Consider the following 23,607-nt stretch of genomic DNA (forward strand, 5'->3'; position numbering starts at 1 on the left):
CACGGCTCGATGCTGGCTAGGCGGGCACGACGCAGCCACCGTCGCGCCGCTGCATCCCGACCGCCCAGCCCGCGTTGCCGAGCGTCGCCCGGAACCAGTCGCACCTGCGGTCGTCACGGCGCGCGACGCAGATGAAGAGCGACGTCTGCTGCGGAACGAACCACGGCTTCGGGCTGCCGGTGCAGTGCACCTCGCCCGTGTAGCCGGCAAGGGGCGCGACGGCCTCCTGGACGGCGACGCGCGCGTCCGCCTGACGCCGGTCCTCGGTCGAGCAGCCCGTCAGGACGGCGGCGAGCCCGGCGAGCACGACGAACGCGGTGAGCCTCCGCACACGGTCAACGGTAGTCGGAATGCCGCGCGGGCGAGGCTACGGCTGGCGCAGCTCGCGGATGCGCGCCTTCTTGCCGACGCGGCCGCGGAGGTAGTAGAGCTTCGCGCGGTTGACGTCGCCGACCATGGCGACCTCGAGCTTCTCGATCTTCGGCGAGTGAAGCGGGAAGGTGCGCTCGACGCCGACGCCGAACGACTGCTTGCGCACCGTGAACGTCTCGCGCACACCCGAGCCCTGCCGCTTGATCACGGAGCCCTCGAACACCTGCACGCGTTGGCGGTTGCCCTCGATCACCTTGAAGTGGACGCGGACGGTGTCGCCGGCCTTGAACCGGGGAACCTCACGCAGCTGCTGCTGCTCGATGCTCTCGATGATCGTGGACATAGGAAGGTCGGCCACCCGGCCGGGGACGGAGTGTAGCGAAAGCCGTCGAACGTCCGCACCGGCGCTCACCGTCCCCGTCGCGCTCGGCCGCGCGGCCGAGCGTGCCCGGCCGGAGGGGCCGCGGCCTGTGCCCGCCGGGCGTCAGTGCAGGGAGATGCGGTTGGGAGGCCAGTATGTCGCGAACACCTTGCCGATCAGGTTCTCCCTCGGCACGGTGCCCCACTGGCGCGAGTCGCACGACTGCCCGCGGTTGTCGCCCATCATGAAATAGGCGCCCCTGGGGATCCGGAAGGGGCCGAACGGCCCCTGCGAGCCGTCGCGGCGGGCGCTCGCGATATACGGCTCCCTGAGGAGCTTGCCGTCGATGTAGACGTAGCCCTCGCCCTGCCGCAGCCGCACCTCGATCGTCTCGCCGGGGAGGCCGATCAGGCGCTTCACGAAGGTGCCCCCCGCGCCGCATTTCACCCTGGCTGCCGGCGGGGTCTTGAACACGATGATCTCTCCACGGCGCGGCGAGCGCAGGTGGTAGATGAAGCGGTTGGCGAGCACGCGGTCGGAGAAGCGGGCCTCGCAGCCGCCGGCCGGCTGGGCGCAGTGGAGCGTCGGCTCCATCGACGAGGACGGGATGCGGTACGGGTTGACGACGTACGCCTTTACGAGCAGCACGATCGCGATCGCGCCGGCGATCGTCACGATCCAGTCGATCGTGACGCGCAGGCCGTGGGGCAGCCCTTCCGTGAGCCGGTCGACGGGGTTGCGCGAGCGCCGCGCTTGCGGCGGCGCGGGAGGGGGCGGCGCGGGAGGAGGCGGCGGTGCGGCATCCGCCTGCGGCCGGCCGTAGGCGCCGTCGAGGCGCTCGCCGTCGTCGACCACGGGCGCGTCCTCCCATCCCGCGGGCGCGGGCGGCTGGGGCGGGGGCCGCAGCCCGCCCTCGGGACGATCGCCCCCGTCGCTCACACCGCGCTCCGGAAGCGGCTCTGCTCGCGGCGCCATGCGTCGACGGCGGCGTGATTGCCGGACAGCAGCACGTCCGGCACCTCCCAGCCCCGGAACACGGGCGGCCGCGTGTAGTGCGGGTACTCGATGCCTCCGTCGAGGTCGGCGCTGAAGCTCTCGCTCTCCCCTGAGCCTTCGGCGAGCGCTCCGGGAAGCCGCCGGGCGACGGCGTCGACGAGCACCATCGCGGGCAGCTCGCCGCCGGAGAGCACGTAGGGGCCGATCGAGACGGCGTCGCTGCACAGGTGGTCGACGATGCGGGCGTCGAAGCCCTCGAAGCGGGACGAGAGGACGGCGATCGCCGGCTCGGCGGCGAGCTCCTCGACGAGTGCCTGGTCGAGCTGGCGGCCCTGCGGCGTGAGGGCGATGACGCGTGCCGGGCGCTCGTCGCCGTAGGCCGCCTCGAGCGCGGCGGCGACGACGTCGACGCGCAGCACCATGCCGCTGCCGCCGCCGTAGGGAGAGTCGTCGACCTGGCCGGCGCGCAGCGGCGTCGTGCCCCGGTAGTTGAACAGCCGCAGCTCGAGCTCCCCGCCGAGCACGGTGGCAAGCGGCTTCTGCTCGGTCAGCCAGCCGAACGCATGCGGGATCTGCGTGAAGACGTCGAGGCGCACTCGCGGCAGGGTAGCCGTCACTCCATGAAGCCGGGGTTGAGAAGGATGCGGCCCGCGTCGAGGTCGATGCCTGCGATCGCGTCCTCGATCATCGGTACGAGCGCGCCGTCGTCGAGCTCGAGGTTGTCGTTGGCGGCGCCGGGGACCACGTCCCGTACCGTTCCGAGCCGGCGGCCGCCCTCCTCCTCGACGGAGAGCCCGACGAGCTGGAAGGCGTAGTACTCGTCCGGGCCGGCCGGAGGAAGCTCGTCGCGCCGGACCGCGAGCTGCGCGCCGCGCTCGACGGCGCGGTCGAGGCGGATCGCGCAGCGGCCGCGGCCCACGCGGCGGAAGAGCACGACGCGCGCGGGGACGCCGTCGACGTGCAGCGTCGCCCCGACGGCGTAGCGGCTCTCGTCGTCGCTGCCCTGCTCGACGACGAAGGCACCGTCGAGCCCGTGTGGCCGCCCGACGCGTCCGACGGGCACGAGCTCCGCCGCCGCACCCGGCTCGCCCGCACCCATCCGCGGCTCCTACCCCACGATCTCGAGCACGATCCGCCGCTCGCCACGGGCGCCGGCAGCGCGCACGAGCGTGCGCAGGGCCCGCGCCAGGCGACCCTGGCGGCCGATCACCTTGCCGACGTCGTCGGGTGCGACGTGCAGCCGCAGCACGACCGTGTCGCCATGGTCGACCGTCTCGACGACCACGCTGGCGGGGTCGTCGACGAGCTGGCGCGCGATCCAGGCGAGCAGGTCGGCCACGGGGCTAGCCGATGCCCGCGGCCTTGATCAGCTTCGCGACGGGGCCGCTCGGCTGGGCGCCCTTGGAGAGCCAGTCCTTGACCTTGGCCTCGTCGAGCTCGATCGTGGACGGATCGGTCTGCGGGTTGTAGCGCCCGACGATCTCGATGAAGCGGCCGTCGCGCGGCGCGCGCGCGTCCGCCACGACGACGCGGTAGATCGGATTCTTCTTCGAGCCGACACGCGTCAGCCTCATGCGAACAGCCATCTGTCTCCTTCGTGCGATTCCGTATGTGAGGGGATTGTGCCGATCATCGGCGCGGTCTGCCGCCGCTGAGCTCGGGCGGCAGCGCCGGCAGCTTTCCCTTGCCGAGCTGCTTCATCATCTTCTGCATCTGCTTGCGGGCGGCGAGCAGCTTGTTCACCTCGTCGATCGACGTGCCGCTGCCGGCGGCGATGCGGCGGCGCCGCGGCCCGTTGATCAGGTGCGGCAGGCGCCGCTCCTGCGGCGTCATCGAGAGCACGATCGCCTCCACGCGCGCCATCTGGCCCTCGTCGACGTCGATGCCGTCGAGCTGCTTGCCGACGCCCGGCAGCATCTTCAGCACGCCTTTCAGAGGCCCCATCCGCCGCACCATGCGATAGCTCTTCAGGAAGTCGTCGAACGTGAACTCGCCGGAGCGCATGCGCCGCTCCATCTCGGCCTGCTCGTCCTCGGCGACGGCCGCTTCGGCCTTCTCGATCAGGGTGAGCACGTCGCCCATGCCGAGGATGCGCGAGGCCATCCTGTCGGGGTGGAACACCTCGAGCTGGTCGAGCTTCTCGCCCACCGAGGCGAACTTGATCGGCTTGCCGGTGATCGCCTTCACCGACAGCGCGGCGCCGCCGCGCGCGTCGCCGTCGAGCTTCGTCAGCACGACACCGTCGAAGGCGATCCGCCGCTGGAACGCCTCGGCGACGTTCACCGCCTCCTGGCCGGTCATCGCGTCGAGCACGAGAAGCACGTTGAGCGGCTTGACGGCGTCACGGACGCGGGCGAGCTCGTCCATCAGCGCCTCGTCGACGTGGAGCCGGCCGGCCGTGTCGACGATCACGACGTCGAGGCCGTCGCCCTTCGCCCGTTCGAGGCCCTCGGCGGCGGCGCGGACGGGATCGCTCGTGTCCGTGCGGTAGACGGGGATCGCGATCTGCCTGCCGAGCTGCTCGAGCTGGTCGATCGCGGCGGGACGCTGCAAGTCGGCCGCGACGAGCCCGGGCCGCTTGCCCTGGCGGCGCAGGTGCAGGGCGAGCTTCGCGGAGGTGGTCGTCTTGCCGGATCCCTGCAGGCCGGTCATCAGGATCACGGTCGGCGGGCGTCCGAAAGCAAGCTTGGAGTCCCCGGAGCCCATCAGCTCGGCCAGGCGATCGTGGACGAGCTTGACGACCTGCTGTCCAGCGTCGAGCCCCTTGAGGATGTCTTCCCCGAGAGCCGCGGCTTTGACGCCCGCGACGAAATCCTTGACGACCTGGAAGTTGACGTCGGCTTCGAGCAGCGCGAGCCGGATCTCGCGCATCGCCTTGTTGACGGCGTCCTCGTCCAGCCGTTTGGCACGGCCGAGGTCGCCGAGCGTCAACTGGAGCCGGTCGGAGAGCGTGTCGAACACGGCCGTGAAGTGTACGGGCCACCCCGCCGCCTCACCGGCGGGGTGGCCCTAGCCTGACACGAGCGCCCGCGCGAACTCGCGCGGATCGAACGGACGCAGATCGTCGATCCCTTCCCCCACTCCCACGAGCTTCACGGGCAGGCCGAGCTCGTACGCGATCGCGACCGCGACGCCACCCTTCGCCGAACCGTCGAGCTTCGTCAGCGCGACGCCGGTCACGCCGGCCGACTCGCCGAAGAGACGTGCCTGTTGGAGGCCGTTCTGGCCCGTCGTCGCGTCGACGACGAGAAGCGTCTCGTGCGGCGCGCCCGCGATCCGACCCTCGATCACCCGCCTCACCTTCGCAAGCTCCTCCATCAGGTTGGACTGGGTGTGGAGCCGCCCGGCCGTGTCGACGATCACGACGTCGCGCCCGCGCGCGCGGCCCGCCTCGACGGCGTCGAAGGCGACAGCAGCCGGATCGCCCCCGGCCGGGGCGCCGACGAAGTCTGCCCCTGCCCGCTCGGCCCAGATCTCGAGCTGCTCCTCTGCCGCCGCTCGGAACGTGTCTCCGGCGCCGACGAGAACGGTGCGACCGTGCTCCCGCAGCTTCTGCGCGAGCTTGCCGACCGTCGTCGTCTTGCCGGTGCCGTTGACGCCGACGACGAGGATCACGGTGGGCGACGCCGACAGGTCGAGCGTGACAGCGGGCCCGAACAGGGCCTCGATCTCCTCCGCCAGCGCCTCGCCGAGATCGCCGATCTCGCCGCGGGCCTCGAGGCGCCGCACGAGCTCGGCAGTGGCGCGGACGCCGACGTCGCCGTGGATGAGCGCCTCCTCGAGGCGCTCCCAGGCCTCCTCGTCGCCCACGGAGAACGTCCCGGCGCCGATCTCGGCCGTCAGCGCCCGCCGGCTCTTCGCAAGCGAGTCACGGAGCCGGCCGAAGAAACCGCCCCGCTCCGGCGCGTCGGCAGCGGTCGGCTCGTCGCCGAACAGCTCAGCCCAGGTTCTCGACATGGGTGGGACGCTACCTTCGGATCAGGCGCGCAAAGTGACGAAGCCGGCTGCGGCGAAGTCGCCGTCGAAGGTCAGCGCCTCTCGGATCGTCAGCGAGCGCATGAGGGCGAAGCTCGTCGCGTCGACAAACGAGTACTCCCGCTCTCCATGACGTCTGAGCCACCGGAGTGCCCGCTTCTCGACGTCCTGACCGACCGGAAGGATCTCGAGCTGCTTCGAGCCGTCGAGGCGGTCCAGGAACCCGACCGCGGCACGATGCCCGTAGCGCCGGTTGATGAACGTCCACGACTCGCCCCGGATCAGATTGGACGTGACGAGGCCCGAGCGTCCATGTCGCTCGAGGAGCAGTGTCGCCTCGGCGTGATGGCCATCGCGAGCGTTGCCGACGGCGATGAAGAACGACGTGTCGATGAAGATCACGCGCGCGACCCGTACACGACCTCGTCCGTCGACGTCGAGTCACCGGGACCGCCCTCGAAGGCTCCGACCAGCTCCCAGAGCGGATCCTCGTCGATCGGCGGCAACGGTTCCAGGCGATCGCGCACGTACGCGCGAATCAACGCTGCCTTGGAGGTGCCGCCGATCCGCGCCTCGCGCTCGAGCGCCTCGTCGAGGTCCTCGTCGATCATGATCTGGAGACGCTTCATTCTCTGAGCTTACACCACCATGAGTGTGTTTGTGTAAGCGACGCGTCGCGCCCGGGCGAGAGCCGCGGTCACAATCCAGGGCTCCCGTGTGTCCAGACACGCAAGAAGCTCCTCCAACGGACTGGAGGAACGGCAATGAACACCCATACCCTGACGATCACGATCTCGGCGGCGCGCGACGACGTCTCTGCCCTCGTGGTGGATCCCGAGAAGCTCCCGCTGTGTACGGTCGGGTTCGCGAAGGAGGCGCGCCAGGAGATCCTCGTCAAGCTCGTCACCCGCCTTTCGTCGTTCCGGGGCGACGCGTCGTTCCGCACGTGGGCGCACCGCGTCGCGACCAGTCACCTGCTGACGACGAAGAAGCGCCGCATGGAGCGGGCCACCATGCAGTTCGACGAGTTCGCCCAGGATCTCGCAGAGGGCTTCGACACGAGCTACGACGGCGGTGGCGTCGACGAGGGCCTGCTCGCGGAGGAGGTCGAGGCCGGTTGCACGCAGGGGATGCTGCTCTGCCTCGATCGCGAGCACCGCATCGCCTACATCCTCGGCGAGGTGCTCGAGCTGCCGGGAACCCTCGGCCTAGGCGGTCGCGGCGGCCCGGTCGTGCTGCGGCAGTCTCCGCGAGACGATCTGGGAGATGCCGTCGCCGCCCATGGTGACGCCGTAGAGCACGTCGGCGGCCTCCATCGTGCGCTTCTGGTGGGTGATGACGATGAACTGGGCCCGGTCGGCGTAGCGGCGCAGCAGCTCGACGAAGCGTGCGATGTTCGCGTCGTCGAGCGCGGCCTCGACCTCGTCGAGGAGGTAGAACGGGCACGGCTTGGCGAGGAAGAGCGCGAAGAGGAAGGAGATCGCGCCGAGCGCCTTCTCGCCGCCCGAGAGCATCGTCAACCGCGTGATCTTCTTGCCGGCCGGCCGCAGCTCGACCTCGACGCCGCGCTCTCCTCCCTCCTCCTCGGGCTCGACCAGCCGCAGCCGCCCCTCGCCGCCGGGGAACAGCGTCGCCGCCACCTCCTCGAAGTTGCGGGCGACGGCGTCGAAGGTGTCGTCGAAGCGCTGCTGCACCGTCCGGGCGAGCTCGTCGCGGAGCTTGGCGATCTCGGCGAGCGCGCTCTCGAGATCCCGCCGCTGGGCGGCGAGCTCCTCGAGCCGCTCCTTCTCCGCGTCGTACTCCTCCCGGGCGAGCGGGTTCACGCGGCCGAGCGCCTCGCGCCGCGCGTCCAGCCGGTCGGCGCGCGCGGCGAGCTCGTCGCGGTCGTCGCCCTCGGCGGGCTCGACGGGGCCCGCCTCCTCGAGTCGCCGCCGCGCCTCGTCGGACTCGGCCTCGAGACGGGCCAGCTCGACCTGCACCTGCGCCGCCCGCTCGGACGCATCCTCGGCGTGCCGGCGCAGCTCGACCTCGGCGGCGCCGAGCCGGCGCAGATCCTCGCCGAGGCGGGCCGAGCGCTCCGCGCCAGCGTCGACGCGCGCGCGCAGCGGCGCCTCGAAGCGCCGGGCCTGGGCCACCGCGGCCTCGAGCCCGGCGCCCAGCTCGGCCGCGGCGCCGCACAGGCGTGCGAGCAGATCCGGGTCGACGGCGGAGCGGCGCGGAGCCCGCTCGACGAGCGCCGCGTCGGCGGCGCGCGCGCGCTCGGCGGCGGTACGGGCCGCGGCGGCGGCGGCGTCCGCCGCCGCGAGCAGCGTGGCCGCGTCCGCGGCGAGGTCTTCCCTCGTCGCCTCCTCGCCGACGGCGACGCCGTCGCTCGTGCTGCCCAGGCGGGCGACGACGACCTCGGCGGCCTGCGCCCGCGCAACCGCGTCGGCCGCCTCGCGGGCCGCCTCGGACTCGAGGCCGGACAGCCGCCGGAGCTCCGCGCCGAGCGCGCCGGCGCGCTCGGCACCCGTCGTGACGCGCGCGGCGAGCGGCTCCTCGAGCCGCTTCGCGGCGGCGGCGGCCCGGGTGACGCCGCCGTGGAGCGTCGAGGCGATCGTCTCCAGCCGCCCGAGCAGCTCGGGGTCGAGCGCTCGACCGCGCAGGTGCGCGACGGCCGCGTAGGCGGCCTCGGTCTCCGCCGCGTGCGCCGCCGCGCCGGCCGCGACCTGGGCCGCGGCGCCGGCGCGTGCCGTGAGCTCGTCGGCCTCGTCCGCCAGGAAGCGCCGGCGGGCGTCCATCTCGAGCAGCAGCGCCTCCGCCGTCTCGCCCGCGAACCACAGCTCGCCGCGGTCGGCGTCGTAGCCGTGTCCCTCGCTCGTGATCACGATCCCGTGCGTGGCGTCGAGGAGCCGCTCCCGCTCGACGAGCCAGGTGCCGTCCAGCAGGCGCAGGGCGCGCTCGTCTGCGGCGACGAGCTCGCGCAGGGGCCGCGCGCCGGCGACGGGCGGGTCGACGCGGCCGGACGTGCGTCCACCGATCACGACGCCGAGGCTGCCGAGCCCCTCGCTGCGAGCCCGCTCGAGCAGGGCGAGGCCCGCGCGCGCGTCACGCGCGAGCACCGCCGAGGCGCGCCAGGCGAGCGCGGCCGCGACCGCGCGCTCGACGCCGGGCTCCGCCTCGAACGCGGAGAGGGCGAGCTGCTCGCCCGCCGCGGCGAGGGCGCGGGCAGCCGGAGGGATGCCTTCCCGCTCGGCGATCGCGCGGTCGAGGGCCGCGAGGCGCTCCTTCGCGGAGCGCGCGCGCTCGGCCAGGTCGTCGCGCTCGGTCGCCGCGGCGCGGGCGGCGGCCGCGGCCTCGTTCGCCCGCTGCTCGAGCTCGGCGGGCGCCGGCGCGCCGCTGCGCGCGAGCGCGTGCGCCTCGGCGAGCTCGGCGGCGAGGGCGGCGGCGAGGGCGGCCGACGACTCGGCGCGAAGCGCGAGCCGCTCACGCGCCCCGCCGAGCGCCACGAGCGTGCGGTTGGCTCCGTCGTGGCCGCCGGCGACGTCGCCGAGCGCGGCCTCGACGACCTGCCGCTCGGAGCGGAGCCCGGCAAGCCGCTGCTCGGCCGCGGTCGCGACGCGCCGCTCGAACGCGGCGATCCGCGCGTGCGCGACGCGGGCGCGCTCGGATGCCTGCCCGCTCGCCTGCGCGGCGTCACGAGCGCGCGCGGCCGCCGAGCGCGCCGCCTCCTCGAGCTCGCGCACCGCGCTGCCGCTGCGGTCCGCTGCGGCGCGCTCGGCCTCGGCGAGCTCCTCGCGCAGGCGCACCTCGAGCCCGGCTGCCGACTCGCGCCGCAGCCCGAGCCGCTCGGCTGCGCCCTGCATGCGGTAGAGCGCTCCGAGGGCAGCCTCACGCCGGCCCGCGGCATCGGAGAGCTCGTCCTCCGCCTCCTGGCGCTCCCGCAGCAGCGCCGTCAGCCGCTCCTGGGCGCTGCGCCGCGCGATCGCGGCAGCGTCACGCCGCTCCTCGGCAGCGGCGCGGCGGGTGGCGACGGCCTCGAGGTCGAGCTGCGCGATGCGGGCGCGCAGGGCGGCGATCTCGACGGCGAGCTTCTCGGCGCGCTCGGCGGCGGTCGCCTGCAGCGCCAGCGGTCGCAGCCGCTTGCGCACCTCCTCCTCGACGTCGCGCGCGCGCTCGACCTGCGTCGCGACGCGCGCGAGCTTGAGCTCCGCGCGGTGCTTGCGCCGTTTGAACCTGCCGAGACCGGCCGCCTCCTCGACGAGGTGGCGCCTGTCCTCGGGCTTCGAGGCCAGCACCGCGTCGACCTTGCCCTGCGAGACGATCGAGTGCATGGAGCCGCCGAGGCCGACGTCCGCGAGCAGCTCGACGAGGTCGGTGCGGCGCACGGGCGCCCGGTTGACGAGGTACTGGCCCTCTCCGCCGCGCACGAGCCGCCGCGTGATCGCCACCTCGCTGTAGTCGAGGTCGGCGCCGAAGTCGCCGTCCTCGTTGTCGAAGACGAGCTCGACTTCGCAGTGGTCGGCCGCGGGCCGCGTGGCCGAGCCGCCGAAGAGGACGTCGTCGGGCTTCTCCGCGCGCAGCTCCGACGGGGTGAGCGAGCCCGCCGCCCACACGATCGCGTCGGCGACGTTCGACTTGCCGGAGCCGTTCGGGCCGACGACGACGGCAACGCCCGGCTCGAGCCTCAACTCGATCGGGTCGACGAACGACTTGAAGCCGCGGAGCTTGATCGCGCGCAGATGCACGGGAGCAGTCTGCCGATCGCGACGGACGGCCCGCCGCCTCCCCGCGCGAGCCGCGCGCGTAGACGCGCTCACGCCTCGACGGCGCCGTCCCCGAACCCGAGCGCCTCGAGCGCCTGCTGCGCGGCCTCCTGCTCCGCGGCCTTCTTCGTCGTCCCGCGGCCGACGCCGAGCTGCTCGCCGTCGATGACGGCCGCGCAGACGAAGCGCCGGTCGTGCGGCGGCCCCTCGACGTCGAGCACGGCGTACTGCACCTGCGTGCCGCTGCGGGCGAGCGCCTCCTGCAGCTCCGTCTTGTTGTCGACGTGCCCGGTGCGCGCGAACTCGATGCGGTCGGCGAAGGCGTCCACGATCGCCGCCTCGACGCGCTCGAAGCCGTGCTCGAGGTAGACGGCGGCGATCGCCGCCTCGAGCAGAGCGGCCAGCACGTTGCGGCTGAGCGAGATCCGTTTGAGCTCGGGCTCCGGCACGTCCTGCGCCTGGTCGAGCAGGTAGCGGGCGAGGTCGAGCTCGCGCGCCACGCCCGCGCAGCTGTGTCGCGAGACGACGTGCGCGCGGATCTTCGCCAGGCGTCCCTCGGAGGCGTCCGGGAAGCGGTCGTAGAGGGCGCGCGCGATCGCCAGCTCGAGCACCGAGTCGCCGAGGAACTCGAGCCGCTCGTACGACGACGCCCGGTCGGGCGCCCAGGACGTGTGGGTGAAGACGTGCTCGCGCCGCTCCGGGGGAAGGGCGTCGATCAGGCGCGCGAGCTCGCGCCCCTCCCCCGAGCGGGCGTCGGTGCTACTGGTGCGCGACGACGTAGTCGACGGCCTGGCCGACGGTCGTGATCTTCTGCGCGTCCTCATCCGAGATCTTGATGCCGAACTGATCTTCGAGCTCCATGATCAGCTCGACGAGATCGAGGGAATCGGCATCGAGGTCCTCCTGGAAGGAGGCCTCGTCGGAGAGCTCGCCCTCGTCGACCCCCAGCTGCTCGCTGAGAACCGCCTTGACGCGCTCGGAGACTTCATCACGGGACAGAGCCACTGTTCGCAACCTCACTTGTTGCCGTTCGGGGTCGTGGAGCGCGCCGACTCTACCACGCGCTCCGGAAGTGATTCGCGGAGCCTGCCCACGATGTCGTGCTCGACGCCTCTCGCGGCCATGCGGATCGCGTTCGCGGTCGCCCGCCGCGAGCTCGCGCCGTGGGCGATCACGACGATGCCTTGCAGGCCGAGCAGGTAGCCGCCGCCGTGCGTGTCGACGTCGAGCCGCGCGCGCACGCGGCGGGCTGCGGGGCGGATCAGGGCGCCGCCGAGGCGCCCGCGCACGTTCGCGTCGATCTCGTGCCGCAGGGCGTCGAGGACGCTGCCGATCGTGCCCTCGAGCGTCTTGAGGGCGACGTTGCCCGTGAAGCCGTCGCACACGACGACGTCGGCCTCCCCCTCGAGCAGCGTGCGGCCCTCGGTGTTCCCCTCGAAGCGCAGGCCGGCGTCGGCGAGCAACGCGTGGGCCTCGAGCGTCAGCTGGTTGCCCTTCTCGGGCTCCTCGCCGATCGAGAGAAGCCGGACGCGGGGCTCCGCCACCTCGAGGATCTCCTCGGCGAACACCGCGCCCATGTGCGCGAACTGCACGAGATGCTCCGGCCGCGCGTCCGCGTTCGCGCCCGCGTCGATGAGCACGGACGGGCCGGCCGCGGCAGGCAGGAGCACGGCGATGCCGGGACGGAGGACACCCGGCAGGCGGCGCACGTGCAGGAGGCTGGCGGCGAGCATGGCGCCCGTGTTGCCGGCCGACACGACCGCCTGGGCGTCACCGTCGCCGACGGCGCGCACCGCCCGCACGAGCGACGAGCCGGGCTTTGCCCGCACTGCCTCGGCGGGCTTGTCGTCCATCCCGACGGCGCCGTCGCAGACGACGTGCTCGAGGCCGTGCGTGTCGAGGCCGGCGGGGCCGTAGAGCACGGGCACGATGCCCGGCGCTCGCGCGTCGAGCGCGCCGGCGACGATCTCGGACGGCGCCCTGTCGCCGCCGAGGGCATCGACGGCCACCCGGATGGTCACCGGGTTACGGGGCGGGCGTCGTCAGCGGCTGGATCTCGCGGCCCTTGTACGTCTTGCAGGTGGGGCAGACGTGGTGCGGGCGCGTCGGAGCGCCGCACGCTGGGCACACGTTCACCTTCGGCCCGTCGATGCCGTGCTGGGCGCGGCGCTTGTCGCGACGAGCCTTGGAGGTCTTTCGCTTCGGGACGGCCATGGGAGGCGGAAGTGTACCGGAACGCGCGGGCCGGCAGCTACCGGGGCGACAGGAGGGCCGCGAGCGCGGGCGGGCGCACGTCGCGCCCGCGCAGGTCGGCGAGCGGCACCCAGACGGGCTCGTGCGTCCCGCTGCGCTCCCGCTCGCGCGCGCTGAGGACGGCATGGTCGGGCCAGCTACCCGTGCCGAACGCCCCTCCCACGATCCATGCGTCGTAGTAGAGGAAGTGCGTGCCGCCGAAGGACTCCTCGTGCACGATCGGCCCGAGCTCAACCTCGACGCCGAGCTCTTCGAGGGCCTCACGCCGTGCCGCCGCTTCCGGCGTCTCGCCCGCCTCGACGCCGCCGCCCGGGAAGAGGTAGTACGTGTGCCCGTCGCGCACGCGCCGGATCAGGGCGACCCGGTCGCGCTCGACGATGACGACGCGCGCCCGCGGGGCGAGCTCAGCCATCCTCGCGTAGCGCCTCGAGCGCAGCCCAGCGCGGATCGGCGACGGCCTCCTCGTGCACGTGCGGTTCGTCGTTGAGGTTCGCGCCGCACGCCGGGCAGAGGCCGGCGCAGTCGTCCCGGCACAGGATCCGGTCGGGGAGCGCGAGCGCGATCGCGTCCCGGGCCCACTGGGAGAGCCGGAGCTGGTCATCGACCACGTACTCGCTGCGCAGCTCCTCCGGCGCCGACTCGTCGCTCGCCTGGTACTCGGTCGTATCGACCGAGAGCTCGAGCACCGCGTCCCCCAGGCAGCGCATGCACGGCCCGTGCAGGCGGGCGGCGAAGCGGATCCGGAACACGTGCCCGCTCGTCGCGCGCTGCGCCAGCAGGTCGGCGGTCACCTCTGCGGGAACGGGCAGGTAGCGCTGCCCGCCGAGGTCGAACGGCTCGAGCGCGATCGCGACGGCATCCTGGTGGTCCTCGCCCGGCCGCAGTCGCAGCCGCCGAAGCGGGAAGGTCGTCATCGGGCCAGGGTAGCGAGATGTGAGCATCCCGTAAGAATTCGGTTCGGCGCACGGACAGCAGGGCATGCTGGCGGCGAGTCCATCGCCGGCGCACGGAAGGAGGTCGATCATGAGCAAGCGAGCGAGCACACGGGGCACCGCGCTGCGGCGCAGGCCCGAGGTCGTGATCGCGGGCCTTGGAGCAGCGATCGCGGCCCTGCTCGCCGGCCTCGCGCTGGGAAGCGGCGACGCGCAGGCCCAGGGGCAGGCCGCGCCGCAGAACACGGCAGAGCCGACGATCTCCGGCACGCCGGAGATCGGCATGACGCTGACCGGCAATCGCGGCAGCTGGTCGGGCGACCCGATCACGTACGCGTACGCCTGGCTGCGCTGCGACAGTGCCGTGGCCAGCTGCACGCCGGTCGCGAACGCGACGGGCACCGGCTATCAGCTCACATCATCCGACGCGGGCTGGCGGATGGTGTTCCGCGTCACCGCCACGAACGTCGACGGGTCGACGACGAAGGCGTCGAACGCGACGGCGGTCGTCGGGTCGACGGGAGCTCCGGTCGCCACGAAGGACCCGTCCGTGTCGGGGACGCCGGCCGTCGAGCAGCGGCTGACGGCCGATCCGGGCACGTGGACAGGGCAGCAGCCGATCACGTTCACGTTCCGCTGGCTGCGCTGTGACGGGAACGGGAACAACTGCGTCGAGATCTCCGGAGCCACCGACGACCAGTACGTCGTCAAGAGCTCCGACCTCGGCCGGACGCTCCGCGTGCGCATCAGCGCCCGCAACAGCCAGGGCGAGATTGCGAAGCTGACCCCGCCGACGGCGAAGGTGGCGGCGGGCGGAGTGCCCGGGGCGATCAAGCTGCCGAACGGCGAGACGTCGATCCCGGCGACGAGCGTGCCCGCGTCCGAGCGGCTGATCGTCGCGAACGTGAGCTTCTCTCCGAGCCCGGTGCGCTCCCGCAGCACGCCGATCACGCTGCGGGTCAAGGTGGTGGACACGCGCGGATACGCGGTCCGCGACGTGCTCGTGTTCGTGCGCGCGACGCCCGTGGTGACGTCGACGCCGGTCGTCCAGAAGACCGCGGAGGACGGGTTCGTCAGCTACACCGTGCAGCCGCAGGCCGACTTCCCGATTCGCAACGGGTACAGCGTGCAGTTCTTCGTGAAGGCGTACCGCCAGGGCGACAACCCGCTCGGCGGCGTCGCCGGCTACCGGCTCGTGCAGGTGCCGACGGTGCGGTAGCCGAGCGTGATCGCGTGCCCCCGGCCGCAGGTCAGGGGCACGCGATCACACGTACGAGTCGTCGTCCGGGTTGATCGGGTCGATCGGCCCGATGCCTGCGATCACGGTCTCCTGGGAGCGCTCGTGCAGGCGGTCGCGGCCGCGGCGCACCGCGACGAGGAACTTGTCGAGGTTGACCTCGAGCGTGGAGAGGATGCCGTCGGCCCAGTCCTCCATCTCCAGGCGCGTCTCGCGCGCCTGCCGCCGGGCGTCGTCGACGATGTCGGAGGCCTGGCGCTCGGCGATCTTCACGATCTCCGTCTGGGACGCCTCGCGCACGGCCTGCTCGCGCGCCTCGCCGATGAGGCGGTCGCATTCGCGCTTGGCCTCGGCCAGCATCTCCTGGCGCTCCTTGACGATCCAGCGTGCCTGCTTGATCTCCTCGGGAATGGTGGCGCGCATCTGGTCGAGGATGTCGAAGATCTCCTCGCGGTCGATACGCACCTGGTCGGTGAGGGGCACCGCCTTCGCGTTGTGCACGAGGTCGTCGAGCTTGTCGATGAGAACGAGGACGTCCATGGCTCGAATCCTACTCCTGGGGGCTGAGAGGCGCGCCGGGACGACCGTCCGGGAACATCTCCCGGAAGCGGCGCGCCACGGCCTCGGGCACCAGCTCGTCCACCTTTCCCCCGAACGAGGCGATCTCCTTCACGCCGCTCGAGGAGATGAAGCTGTACTGCGGGCTCGCCATCACGTACATGGTCTCGATCTCCGGCGCGAGCAGGCGGTTGAGGTGGTTCATCTGCGCCTCCCACTCGAAGTCGGCGATCACGCGCAGGCCCTTCACCATCGTCTTCGCGTCGTGCTTGCGGGCGAAGTCGACGACGAGCTCGTGGAAGACGTCCACCTCGACGTTGTCGAGCGACGCGAGCGCCTCCTCGAGGAAGGCGACCCGGTCGTCGAGCGAGAACATCGTCTGCTTGTGGTGGGGATCGCGGACGACGCCGACGACGATGCGGTCGAAGATCGACGCGGCGCGGCGGATCACGTCGACATGGCCGTTCGTGACCGGGTCGTACGTCCCTGGGTAGATTGCGGTGATCATCGGGAGAAGAGTGTGATCCGGGCCGAACCGTAGCGGCGGCTGGTGACGAGGTGGAGGGGCAGCTCCGGCTCGACCCGCGCGGACGTCTCCACGACGAGCAGCCCGGCGGGCGCGAGCAGCGGCGGAATCGCCTCGGCAAGCGGCGCCTGGAGATCGCTCCAGGCGCCGTACGGCGGGTCCGCGAGGACGAGGTCGTAGACGCGGCCGGCCGCGCGCTCCTCGCGCAGCGCCTGGAAGGCGTCCTTGCCGAGGACGACGGCGCCGGCGAGGCGCAGCCGCGCCAGGTTGTCCTCGATGACACGGCAGGCCGCCCTGTCCGACTCGACGAAGACGCAGCGGCGGGCGCCGCGGGAGAGCGCCTCGAGGCCCATCGCGCCGGAGCCGGCGAACAGGTCGAGCACCTGGGCGCCGGCGACGGGGCCGATGAGGTTGTAGGCGGCCTCGCGTGCCCGATCGGACGTGGGGCGGGTCGCGAGCCCCTTCGGCGCGGCGATCTTCGCGCCGCGGCGCTCGCCGGCGACGATCCTCACGGCCCCGCACCCGGCGCGATCACGCGCAGCCAGGCCCGGACGGCCTCGCGCCCGAGCCGTCGGTCGTAGACGAGCATCGCCTCGGGAGCTATCGACAGCGCCGTCGCCAGAAGCGATCTTCGCGGCCCTCGAGCAGGATCTCCGATGCCGTCTTCGGCCCGTGCGCCTGCGCCAGGCGCGTCGGCGGGCGGAAGGGGCGGCCGGGCGCGGCTCGTCCGCTCGCGATCAGCCGCTCGAGCGGATCCTCGTCGTACGGCGCGATCACGGCCACGGGAATGCCGCCTCTCGTCCCCTCGAGCCGTTCGCCCGACTCCACGCGCCGCGAGGCGGCCGTCAGCGTGTCGCGAAGCTCCCTGATGCCGATCCGCGTGGTCACCGGTGGTCACACCCTGCCAGACGGCGTCGCCCCCCCGCAACCCTTCCCCGCTCAGGAGTCTCCGAGATGGTCGGCCTCGCCGAGCAGCACGCCGACGGCGTCCGCGAGCAGCTCGGCGTCGCCGAGACGGCGCGCAGCCTCTCGTGCCCGCTCGAGCAGGTCCATGTCCTGCCGGAGCTTCGTGAAGCGCAGATCGGAGAGGCCCGACTGGCGCGCGCCGAGCAGCTGGCCCTCGCCGCGGATCTCGAGGTCGCGCTCGGCGAGCTCGAACCCGTCTGCCGACTCCACCATCGCCTCGAGCCGCTCGCGGGCGGCGTCGGTGAGCTCCTCCTTGCGGCGCGACACGAGCAGGCAGTACGACTGCTCCGCGCCGCGCCCGACGCGGCCGCGCAGCTGGTGCAGCTGTGCGAGGCCGAAGCGGTCGGCCTCCTGCACGATCATGATCGTCGCGTTGGGCACGTCCACGCCGACCTCGACCACCGTCGTGGCGACGAGCACGTCTATCTCCCCCGCCTTGAACTGCGCCATCAGCGCGCGCCGGTCGCCCGGGTTGAGCCGTCCGTGCATGCAGCCGACCCGGAACCCCTTCAGCTCGGAGCGCCGCAGCCGCTCGGCCTCGTCCTCGGCTGCGCGCGCGAGGGTCGTCTCGGATGCCTCGATCAGCGGGCAGACGACGTACGCCTGGCGTCCCGCGGCCAGGTGCCGCGTGAGGCGCTCGTACGCCTCCGAGCTGCGGTCGTCGGTGACCCAGGCGGTCACGATCGGCCTGCGGTTCGCCGGCGGTGCCGCGATCTCCGACACGGCGAGGTCGCCGTACACCGTGAGCGCGAGCGTGCGCGGGATCGGCGTCGCGGTCATGTGCAGGACGTGCGGCGCGCGTCCTCCCGCGAGCGCCGAGCGCTGCTCGACGCCGAAGCGCTGCTGCTCGTCCACCACGGCGACGGCGAGGTCGTGGAACGCGACCTCCCGTTGGATGAGCGCGTGCGTGCCGACCGCGACCTGCACGTCGCCGGACGCGATGAGCCGGCGGACGTTCGCATGCTCTCTCGCGCCGAGCGCGCTCGTGAGCAGCGCCACCCGCACCCCGAGCTCCGCGCACAGACCCTCGATCGTGAGGAGATGCTGCTCGGCGAGGACCTCGGTCGGCGCCATCATCGCGCCCTGGCGGCCCGCCTCGACGGCGCGGAGCAGCGCGTACAGCGCGACGACGGTCTTCCCCGAGCCGACGTCGCCCTGCAGCAGACGCTGCATCGGCCTCGTGCGACCGAGGTCGGCGTCGATCTCCGCGATCGCCGCCTCCTGTGCTCCGGTGAGCGTGAACGGCAGCACCTGCCGGTAGCGCGCGACGAGCGTGCCGGGGGCGGGCAGCGCCGCCGCGACGAGCTGCTCGCGCTCCGCGGCGCGCCGGGCGAGGGCGAGCTGGAGCGTCAGCAGCTCGTCGAAGGCGAGACGGCGGCGCCCCATCTCGGCCTCCTCGAGCGAGCGGGGGTGGTGGAGCGCGGTGAGCGCGTCGGCGCGCAGCGGCAGGCGCTCGGCCTGGCGCAGCAACGCCGGCAACGGGTCTCCGCCGGCCCGGGCGTAGGGCAGGGCGGACGCGACGATGCTGCGCAGGCGCTTCTGCTCCAGCTGCTCGCTCGACGGGTAGACGGGTGCGAAGTCGGCCGTCTCGGTCGCCTCGCCGAGGTCGTACGACTCGACCTGGAAGCCGTAGCGGTTCGGCTTGCCGCGCAGGCGCACGCGGACGCCCGGCACGAGCTGCCTCTCGAGCCACGGCTGGTTGAACCAGGTCGCGTCGACCTCGCCGCTGCCGTCCGACACGCGAGCGGTGAGGATGTGCAGCCGACCGCGCCGGCGCGACCGGCTGCGCTCGACCGTCCCCTCGATCACGGCCTCGGCGTCGCCGTGGAGCTCCACGATCGACCTCTCGTCGACGGGGTGCTCGTAGCGGCGCGGGCGATGCGCGAGCAGGTCGCCGACGGTGCGCAGGCCGAGGCGGCTGAGCCGCTTGCGCACGGCCGGCCCGACGCCGGGCAGCGTGTCGACGTCGCGCTCGGTCACGGCGGCGGGCGGGAGCGCGCGCGGTCGCGGCCAGGCGGAAGGCGGGTCCAGGCCGGCGAAGCCGACCGGCGACCGGGTGGTGGTCGTCGCGCGTGGCACCGCGACCGAGTATAGGACCGTGACCGGCGCCGGTCCAGCACGGGCTCCGAGGGACTCAGGTCGCGGGCAGCCGGACGACGGCTTCGAGCCCGCCGCCCGGGGCGTCACGGAGCTCGATCGTGCCGCCGTCGACCTCCACGAGCCGGCGGACGATCGCGAGCCCGAGCCCGGATCCGCCGCCGCCGCCCGAGCCCGCGCGCCAGAAGCGGTCGAACGCGCGGGCCTTCTGCTCGTCGCTCATGCCCGCGCCCTCGTCGCGCACGCGCAGCTCGGCGCGAGGGCCGGTGCGCCGCACGGTCGCCGTCACGGTGCTCCCCTGCGGCGCTGCGCGCAGCGCGTTCGAGAGGAGGTTGTCCACGATCTGCGCGACCCGGAAGCCACCGGCGCGCGCCGTCACCGGCGGCCCTGCGTCGAGGCGCAGGCGCACGCGGCCGGCCGCCGTCGACTGCCAGGCCTCGACGCGGGCGCGCGCGGCCGCGGCGAGGTCGACGATCTCGGCGGGCGCGACACCCGCGTCGGCGCGGGCCAGCGCGAGGAGGGCGTCGACGAGGCCGGAGAGCCGCTCCACCTCGGCGACGGCCGCGGCGAGGCTCGCTCCGCCCCCGTCGCCGACGTGCCGCTCGAGGTTCTCGAGGCGCAGCCGCAGCGCGGTCAACGGCGTGCGCAGCTCGTGCGACGCATCGGCGACGAAGTCCCTCTGCGCGGCGACGAGCCCGTCGACCCGCGCGACCATGTCGTTGAACTCGAGTGCGAGCTGGCGAAGCTCGGGCGGGGCGCCGGGCACCGGGGCGCGCGCGCTGAGGTCGCCGGCTCCCGCAGCGGCGGCCGCCGTCTCGAGTCCCGCCAGCGGCCTGCGGATCCAGCGTGCGAAGCTGAGCCCGAGCAGCGTCGAGGCCACGAGCGCGATGCCCGCGATTCCCGCAAGCGCAAGCCAGTAGTTGCGCACGTGACGGTCGAGCTCGGAGGTCGGATAGGTGACGCGCACCGCCCCGTGCACGACACCGCCGGAAGCGATCGGCACGGCGACGTAGAGGAGGTCGTAGCCGAGCGTGTGCGACGGGCGCACGCCGGTCGCGACGTCGCCCCGCAGCGCGGCGCGGAACTCGGGGCGGGTGGCGAAGGTGCCCGTGCCTCGCCCGCCCGCTGCCGAGTCGACGAGCGCGAGGCCACGCCGACCGGTGATCACGACGCGGCCGCCGGTGTCGGCGGCATAGCGTCGCGCCAGCTCCCGCAACGCGGTCATGTTCGCGGTGGCGGCGTCGCCCTCGACCGTGCTCTCGGCAAGTGACGCGATCGTGACGGCGTCGCGCTCCACCTTGGCCGACAGGCGCGCCTGCTCGCTGCGAGCGTTTATGACCCCCAGCGGCACCTCGAGGATCGCGAGCACGACGACGGTGAGGGACAGGTAGCTGAGGACGAGACGGCGCGTCATCCGCGCAGCCGCAGCCCGATCCCGCGCACCGTCTCGATCAGAGCCGGGTCGCCGAGCTTCTTCCGCAGCGCCGCGACGTGCACGTCGACGGTCTTGGACGATCCGTACCAGCTCGTGTCCCACACGTCGCGCAGGATCCTGGCGCGCTCCACGACGACACCGGGCTCGGATGCGAGCAGGGCCAGCAGGTCGAACTCCTTCGCCGTCAGCTGCAGCTCGCGCCCGCCGATCGCGGCGCGCCGCGCGGGAACGTCGACCTCGAGCGCGCCTGCCCGCAGCGTCTGGCGCGGGTTGCGGCGGCCGGGCGCGCGACGAGCGACGGCGCGGATGCGGGCGACGAGCTCGCGCAGGCCGTACGGCTTGACGACGTAGTCGTCGGCTCCGAGCTCGAGGCCGACGACGCGGTCGACCTCCTCGCCCTTCGCGGTGACCATGATGATGGGGACGTCGGAGCGGGAGCGCAGCTCGCGGCAGACGGCGAAGCCGTCGATGTCCGGCAACCGCACGTCCAGGAGCACGAGGTCGACCGGCGGCGCCTCGAGCGCTTCCCGACCGGTGGCGACGCGCGTCACCTCGAAGCCTTCGCCTCGCAGACCTTCGACGAGCGGCTCGGCAATCGTGTCTTCGTCCTCGACGACGAGCAGGTGCATGACGTGATCGTAAGGCGCTCACCGGCCCGCCGCAGGAGCGCCGGCGCATTCCTGGCGAACTCCTTACCCGCGCCTGGCTCCCGCTTTGCCGGGGTGGCCCTATCGTGCGGCTGCAACGTCCGAGAGAAAGGTCGCCACCATGAACCGCCGTCGTGCTCTCCTCGTCTCCCTCGCCGTCGCCGTCGCGGCGGTCGCAGGCGTGCTCGCACTCGGAAACACCGTCTCGCAGGCCGGCGGGGCGCGTGCTTCGAGCGCCGCGCAAATCGCACGGCGTACGGCGCAGCTCGATCGCTACGAGGCCGCGCTGCGCAAGTCGCTCGCCCAGCAGCCGCCCCCGCTGCCCCCGCTGCCGCAAGCGGGCGCCCAGGCGACGGCGATGCGCTCCACGGCAGCCGTCCGCGTCGTCTACCGCCGTCCGCCCCCGATCGTCGTCAAGCGACGCGGCGACGACGAAGGCGGACGCGAATCCGCGTACGAGGAGTCGGGGTCGGATGACTGACACGAGCCATCGCACGTATGCCGTCGTGCTCGCGCTCGTCGTCTTCTTCGTCACCTGGGCGGCCGTCGCCGCGAGGCCCTGGGCGGCGGCGAAGCCCGACCCGCGCCTCGTGGCGCTGGCGCAGCGCGAGCAGCGCCTGCGCGCCGAGGCGCGGATCGTGCAGCGGATCGTCGACCGGCGCATGGCCGCCTACCGCGTGGCGCTGCGACAGCGTCGAGCGCAGATAGGGCTGGCCGACGCCCGGGCGCAGCAGGCAGCTCAGGCCGCTGCGCCGCCCACCGCGTCCGTCCGCATCGTCACCCTGCCGCCGTTGACCGTGACACGGACATCGTGATGCAGCGCCGCGTCTTCCCGGCGATGGGGACCGACGTCGAGCTGCTGCTCGACGCTCCGGCCGGAGAGCGGGCGACGCGCGCGCTCGAGCGGGCCGGCGAGGAGTTCGAGCGGCTCGAACAGCTGATGTCGCGGTTTCGCGCCGGATCCGAGCTGTCGCGCCTCAACCGCGACGGCCGCATCGAGCGCGCGAGCCACGATCTCGTACGCGTGGTGGAGCTCGCCCTCGAGGCCCGCGAGGCGACCGGCGGCCTCTTCGACCCGACCGTCCACGACGCCGTCGTGGCCGCCGGCTACGACCGCCCCTTCGCCGTTCTGCCCCGCGACGCAGCCGCTGCCGCCGGATCCGACGTCCGCTGCGGCGGCGACGTCTACGTCGACGGGCTCACGATCGAGCTCGGTCCCGGCACGCGGCTCGACCTTGGCGGCATCGGCAAGGGCTACGCCGTCGACCGCGCCGCCGAGCTGCTCGCCGTCGCCGGGCCCTGCCTCGTCAACGCTGGCGGCGACCTCGCCGTTCGCGGAGGCGCGTGGCCCGTCGGCGTCTGCGAGGGACTGACGCTCGAGCTGACGCGCGGGGCGATCGCCACGTCGGGGCGCGACCGACGCCGCTGGCGCCGCTCGGGCGTGGACATGCACCATCTGATCGACCCGTTCACGGGCCGCCCGGCCGAGAGCGGCCTGCTGCGCGTCACCGTCGTCGCCGGCTCGGCGGCGGAGGCCGAGGTGCTCGCGAAGGCGGCCTTCCTCGGCGCCGAGCCGGACGTTCCCCGCGTGCTCGTCAGCGCCGGCGGTCGCACGGTTCTCGCTGGAGGCCTGGCATGAGGAACGACCCGACGTTCTGGCTGCTCGCCCGCGCCGGTGGTCTCACCGCCTACGTGATGTTGACGCTGTCCGTGCTCGCAGGGCTCGTCCTGAAGGCGCGCCCCTTCCGCGCGCTCAAGCCGGCCGCGGTCACCGACCTCCATCGCGTCCTCGCTCTGCTCGGCCTCGGCGCGCTGGCGATGCACGGCATCGCGCTCGTGCTCGACACGACGGTCGAGGTCTCGCCGCTCGGTCTGCTCGTCCCCGGTCTCGTCTCCTACCGGCCCGTGTGGACGGCGCTCGGCGTCCTCGCCGCCGAGATGATGGTGCTCGTCTACGCCTCGTTCTCGGTGCGCAAGCGCATCAAGGTGAAGAACTGGCGCCGGCTGCACTGGGCCACCTACGGGATCTTCGCCGCGGCGACGGTACACGGCATCGCAGGCGGCACGGACACGTCCAGGCCGTGGGCGTTCGCCGTCTACGTCGCGGCCGTGGCCGCCGTCGCCGCGGCAACCGCCTGGCGCGCGCTCGTGCCGCCGGCGACGGCCCGCGCCCGCCGCCCGCTGCGGGAGAGCGGCGGGCAGCCGGCGTGAGCGCCGTTCCCGTCGCCGTGGAGGCGTAGGCTGTGGCCGTGCGCTCCTGGCAGAGAGTCGCCGTCGCCGCCGCGCTCGTGGCGGCGATCGCCGCAGCGGGCATCCTCGCGAATCTCACGCTGCTCGGGCTGACGCAGGACGGGAGCGAGCCGGCCGGGAAGCTGAGCCCGCGCGCGGTCTTCACACGGGACGGCGGCGCACCGGCAGCGCCCGTGACGACGGGCGCCGGCAGGAGCGACGCGCCCCGGTCGGGCCACGAGAAGTCGTCCGACCGCGACGACTAGCCCTGCCGTTGG

Annotated in this window: 32 protein-coding genes; 6 read left to right on the forward strand and 26 right to left on the reverse strand. The window is 73.3% G+C overall.

Features of this window, described 5'->3' with window-relative positions:
* Nucleotides 1-16 precede the first annotated feature (16 nt).
* The 19 genes from Gocc_RS11785 to Gocc_RS16275 all read right to left on the reverse strand — a co-directional run bounded on the left by Gocc_RS11785 (nt 17) and on the right by Gocc_RS16275 (nt 13,616).
* Nucleotides 17-331: a hypothetical protein gene (locus Gocc_RS11785; RefSeq protein WP_114796768.1), complete on the reverse strand. Its 315-nt coding sequence runs from the start codon at nt 329-331 to the stop codon at nt 17-19.
* A 36-nt stretch (nt 332-367) separates the two neighbouring features.
* Nucleotides 368-715 (reverse strand): 50S ribosomal protein L19, encoded by a 348-nt coding sequence (rplS, locus tag Gocc_RS11790; RefSeq protein WP_114796769.1) that lies wholly within the window; start codon nt 713-715, stop codon nt 368-370.
* Between the two features lie 141 nt (nt 716-856).
* Nucleotides 857-1,588: a signal peptidase I gene (lepB, locus tag Gocc_RS11795; protein ID WP_181813631.1), complete on the reverse strand. Its 732-nt coding sequence runs from the start codon at nt 1,586-1,588 to the stop codon at nt 857-859.
* Nucleotides 1,589-1,668: 80 nt separating this feature from the next.
* Nucleotides 1,669-2,325 (reverse strand): tRNA (guanine(37)-N(1))-methyltransferase, encoded by a 657-nt coding sequence (gene trmD, locus Gocc_RS11800; protein ID WP_114796771.1) that lies wholly within the window; start codon nt 2,323-2,325, stop codon nt 1,669-1,671.
* 17 nt (nt 2,326-2,342) lie between these two features.
* On the reverse strand, nt 2,343-2,828 hold the full coding sequence (locus tag Gocc_RS11805) for a ribosome maturation factor RimM (protein ID WP_114796772.1): 486 nt from the start codon (nt 2,826-2,828) through the stop codon (nt 2,343-2,345).
* Between the two features lie 9 nt (nt 2,829-2,837).
* Nucleotides 2,838-3,068, reverse strand: a complete 231-nt coding sequence (locus Gocc_RS11810) for a KH domain-containing protein (protein WP_114796773.1) — start codon at nt 3,066-3,068, stop codon at nt 2,838-2,840.
* A 4-nt stretch (nt 3,069-3,072) separates the two neighbouring features.
* On the reverse strand, nt 3,073-3,315 hold the full coding sequence (gene rpsP / locus Gocc_RS11815; protein ID WP_114796774.1) for a 30S ribosomal protein S16: 243 nt from the start codon (nt 3,313-3,315) through the stop codon (nt 3,073-3,075).
* Between the two features lie 43 nt (nt 3,316-3,358).
* Nucleotides 3,359-4,690, reverse strand: coding sequence for a signal recognition particle protein (gene ffh / locus Gocc_RS11820; RefSeq protein WP_114796775.1), 1,332 nt, complete (start codon nt 4,688-4,690; stop codon nt 3,359-3,361).
* 48 nt (nt 4,691-4,738) lie between these two features.
* Entirely contained in the window at nt 4,739-5,686 is a 948-nt protein-coding gene (gene ftsY / locus Gocc_RS11825; RefSeq protein ID WP_114796776.1) for a signal recognition particle-docking protein FtsY, read from the reverse strand.
* Nucleotides 5,687-5,707: 21 nt separating this feature from the next.
* On the reverse strand, nt 5,708-6,106 hold the full coding sequence (locus tag Gocc_RS11830) for a type II toxin-antitoxin system VapC family toxin (protein WP_114796777.1): 399 nt from the start codon (nt 6,104-6,106) through the stop codon (nt 5,708-5,710).
* Nucleotides 6,103-6,333: a ribbon-helix-helix domain-containing protein gene (locus tag Gocc_RS11835; RefSeq protein WP_114796778.1), complete on the reverse strand. Its 231-nt coding sequence runs from the start codon at nt 6,331-6,333 to the stop codon at nt 6,103-6,105. The genes Gocc_RS11830 and Gocc_RS11835 overlap by 4 nt, the downstream gene beginning before the upstream one ends.
* 9 nt (nt 6,334-6,342) lie before the next feature.
* Nucleotides 6,343-6,861 carry a hypothetical protein gene (locus Gocc_RS11840; protein ID WP_114796779.1) on the reverse strand — a complete coding sequence of 173 codons (519 nt, stop codon included), beginning with the start codon at nt 6,859-6,861 and terminating at the stop codon, nt 6,343-6,345.
* Nucleotides 6,862-6,912: 51 nt separating this feature from the next.
* A complete protein-coding gene (gene smc / locus Gocc_RS11845; protein ID WP_181813632.1) occupies nt 6,913-10,431 on the reverse strand; it encodes a chromosome segregation protein SMC in 3,519 nt (1,172 codons plus the stop codon).
* 68 nt (nt 10,432-10,499) lie between these two features.
* The gene (gene rnc / locus Gocc_RS11850; RefSeq protein WP_114796781.1) at nt 10,500-11,273 is read right to left on the reverse strand and encodes a ribonuclease III; all 774 of its coding nucleotides are present in this window, start codon (nt 11,271-11,273) and stop codon (nt 10,500-10,502) included.
* A complete protein-coding gene (gene acpP / locus Gocc_RS11855) occupies nt 11,209-11,448 on the reverse strand; it encodes an acyl carrier protein (RefSeq protein ID WP_114796939.1) in 240 nt (79 codons plus the stop codon). The genes rnc and acpP overlap by 65 nt, the downstream gene beginning before the upstream one ends.
* Nucleotides 11,449-11,465: 17 nt before the next feature.
* Nucleotides 11,466-12,458 carry a phosphate acyltransferase PlsX gene (gene plsX, locus Gocc_RS11860; protein WP_220150595.1) on the reverse strand — a complete coding sequence of 331 codons (993 nt, stop codon included), beginning with the start codon at nt 12,456-12,458 and terminating at the stop codon, nt 11,466-11,468.
* 16 nt (nt 12,459-12,474) lie between these two features.
* On the reverse strand, nt 12,475-12,663 hold the full coding sequence (gene rpmF / locus Gocc_RS11865) for a 50S ribosomal protein L32 (RefSeq protein ID WP_114796783.1): 189 nt from the start codon (nt 12,661-12,663) through the stop codon (nt 12,475-12,477).
* Between the two features lie 37 nt (nt 12,664-12,700).
* Nucleotides 12,701-13,114 carry an NUDIX hydrolase gene (locus Gocc_RS11870; RefSeq protein ID WP_114796784.1) on the reverse strand — a complete coding sequence of 138 codons (414 nt, stop codon included), beginning with the start codon at nt 13,112-13,114 and terminating at the stop codon, nt 12,701-12,703.
* Nucleotides 13,107-13,616 (reverse strand): YceD family protein, encoded by a 510-nt coding sequence (locus tag Gocc_RS16275; protein ID WP_181813633.1) that lies wholly within the window; start codon nt 13,614-13,616, stop codon nt 13,107-13,109. Before Gocc_RS16275 ends, Gocc_RS11870 begins: the two co-directional genes overlap by 8 nt.
* Nucleotides 13,617-13,725: 109 nt before the next feature.
* Here Gocc_RS16275 and Gocc_RS11880 point away from each other — a divergent pair, with 109 nt between their 5' ends.
* Nucleotides 13,726-14,853 (forward strand): hypothetical protein, encoded by a 1,128-nt coding sequence (locus tag Gocc_RS11880; protein ID WP_181813634.1) that lies wholly within the window; start codon nt 13,726-13,728, stop codon nt 14,851-14,853.
* Between the two features lie 45 nt (nt 14,854-14,898).
* Here the strand turns inward: Gocc_RS11880 and Gocc_RS11885 are convergent, their stop codons facing one another.
* The 7 genes from Gocc_RS11885 to Gocc_RS11915 form a co-directional block, all read right to left on the reverse strand.
* Nucleotides 14,899-15,411 (reverse strand): ATP synthase subunit B family protein, encoded by a 513-nt coding sequence (locus Gocc_RS11885; protein ID WP_220150596.1) that lies wholly within the window; start codon nt 15,409-15,411, stop codon nt 14,899-14,901.
* A gap of 10 nt (nt 15,412-15,421) precedes the next feature.
* Nucleotides 15,422-15,937: a pantetheine-phosphate adenylyltransferase gene (gene coaD / locus Gocc_RS11890; protein WP_114796787.1), complete on the reverse strand. Its 516-nt coding sequence runs from the start codon at nt 15,935-15,937 to the stop codon at nt 15,422-15,424.
* Entirely contained in the window at nt 15,934-16,467 is a 534-nt protein-coding gene (gene rsmD, locus Gocc_RS11895; protein WP_181813635.1) for a 16S rRNA (guanine(966)-N(2))-methyltransferase RsmD, read from the reverse strand. The genes coaD and rsmD overlap by 4 nt, the downstream gene beginning before the upstream one ends.
* Nucleotides 16,468-16,555: 88 nt before the next feature.
* The gene (locus Gocc_RS11900; protein ID WP_114796789.1) at nt 16,556-16,843 is read right to left on the reverse strand and encodes a type II toxin-antitoxin system Phd/YefM family antitoxin; all 288 of its coding nucleotides are present in this window, start codon (nt 16,841-16,843) and stop codon (nt 16,556-16,558) included.
* Nucleotides 16,844-16,894: 51 nt separating this feature from the next.
* Nucleotides 16,895-19,000, reverse strand: coding sequence for an ATP-dependent DNA helicase RecG (gene recG, locus Gocc_RS11905; protein WP_181813636.1), 2,106 nt, complete (start codon nt 18,998-19,000; stop codon nt 16,895-16,897).
* A gap of 55 nt (nt 19,001-19,055) precedes the next feature.
* Entirely contained in the window at nt 19,056-20,432 is a 1,377-nt protein-coding gene (locus Gocc_RS11910) for a sensor histidine kinase (protein ID WP_114796791.1), read from the reverse strand.
* Nucleotides 20,429-21,082 carry a response regulator transcription factor gene (locus tag Gocc_RS11915; protein ID WP_114796792.1) on the reverse strand — a complete coding sequence of 218 codons (654 nt, stop codon included), beginning with the start codon at nt 21,080-21,082 and terminating at the stop codon, nt 20,429-20,431. The genes Gocc_RS11910 and Gocc_RS11915 overlap by 4 nt, the downstream gene beginning before the upstream one ends.
* A 139-nt stretch (nt 21,083-21,221) precedes the next feature.
* Between Gocc_RS11915 and Gocc_RS11920 the strand changes: the two genes are divergently transcribed.
* The 5 genes from Gocc_RS11920 to Gocc_RS11940 are packed head-to-tail and all read left to right on the forward strand — an operon-like array spanning nt 21,222 to nt 23,595.
* Nucleotides 21,222-21,581 (forward strand): hypothetical protein, encoded by a 360-nt coding sequence (locus tag Gocc_RS11920; RefSeq protein ID WP_114796793.1) that lies wholly within the window; start codon nt 21,222-21,224, stop codon nt 21,579-21,581.
* Nucleotides 21,574-21,915, forward strand: a complete 342-nt coding sequence (locus tag Gocc_RS11925; RefSeq protein WP_114796794.1) for a hypothetical protein — start codon at nt 21,574-21,576, stop codon at nt 21,913-21,915. Before Gocc_RS11920 ends, Gocc_RS11925 begins: the two co-directional genes overlap by 8 nt.
* Nucleotides 21,915-22,739 carry an FAD:protein FMN transferase gene (locus tag Gocc_RS11930; RefSeq protein WP_181813637.1) on the forward strand — a complete coding sequence of 275 codons (825 nt, stop codon included), beginning with the start codon at nt 21,915-21,917 and terminating at the stop codon, nt 22,737-22,739. The genes Gocc_RS11925 and Gocc_RS11930 overlap by 1 nt, the downstream gene beginning before the upstream one ends.
* Nucleotides 22,736-23,311: a ferric reductase-like transmembrane domain-containing protein gene (locus Gocc_RS11935; RefSeq protein ID WP_114796796.1), complete on the forward strand. Its 576-nt coding sequence runs from the start codon at nt 22,736-22,738 to the stop codon at nt 23,309-23,311. Before Gocc_RS11930 ends, Gocc_RS11935 begins: the two co-directional genes overlap by 4 nt.
* A 38-nt stretch (nt 23,312-23,349) precedes the next feature.
* On the forward strand, nt 23,350-23,595 hold the full coding sequence (locus tag Gocc_RS11940) for a hypothetical protein (RefSeq protein ID WP_114796797.1): 246 nt from the start codon (nt 23,350-23,352) through the stop codon (nt 23,593-23,595).
* The last annotated feature ends 12 nt before the right edge of the window (nt 23,596-23,607 follow it).

Source organism: Gaiella occulta, from assembly GCF_003351045.1.
GTDB classification, from domain to species: domain Bacteria; phylum Actinomycetota; class Thermoleophilia; order Gaiellales; family Gaiellaceae; genus Gaiella; species Gaiella occulta.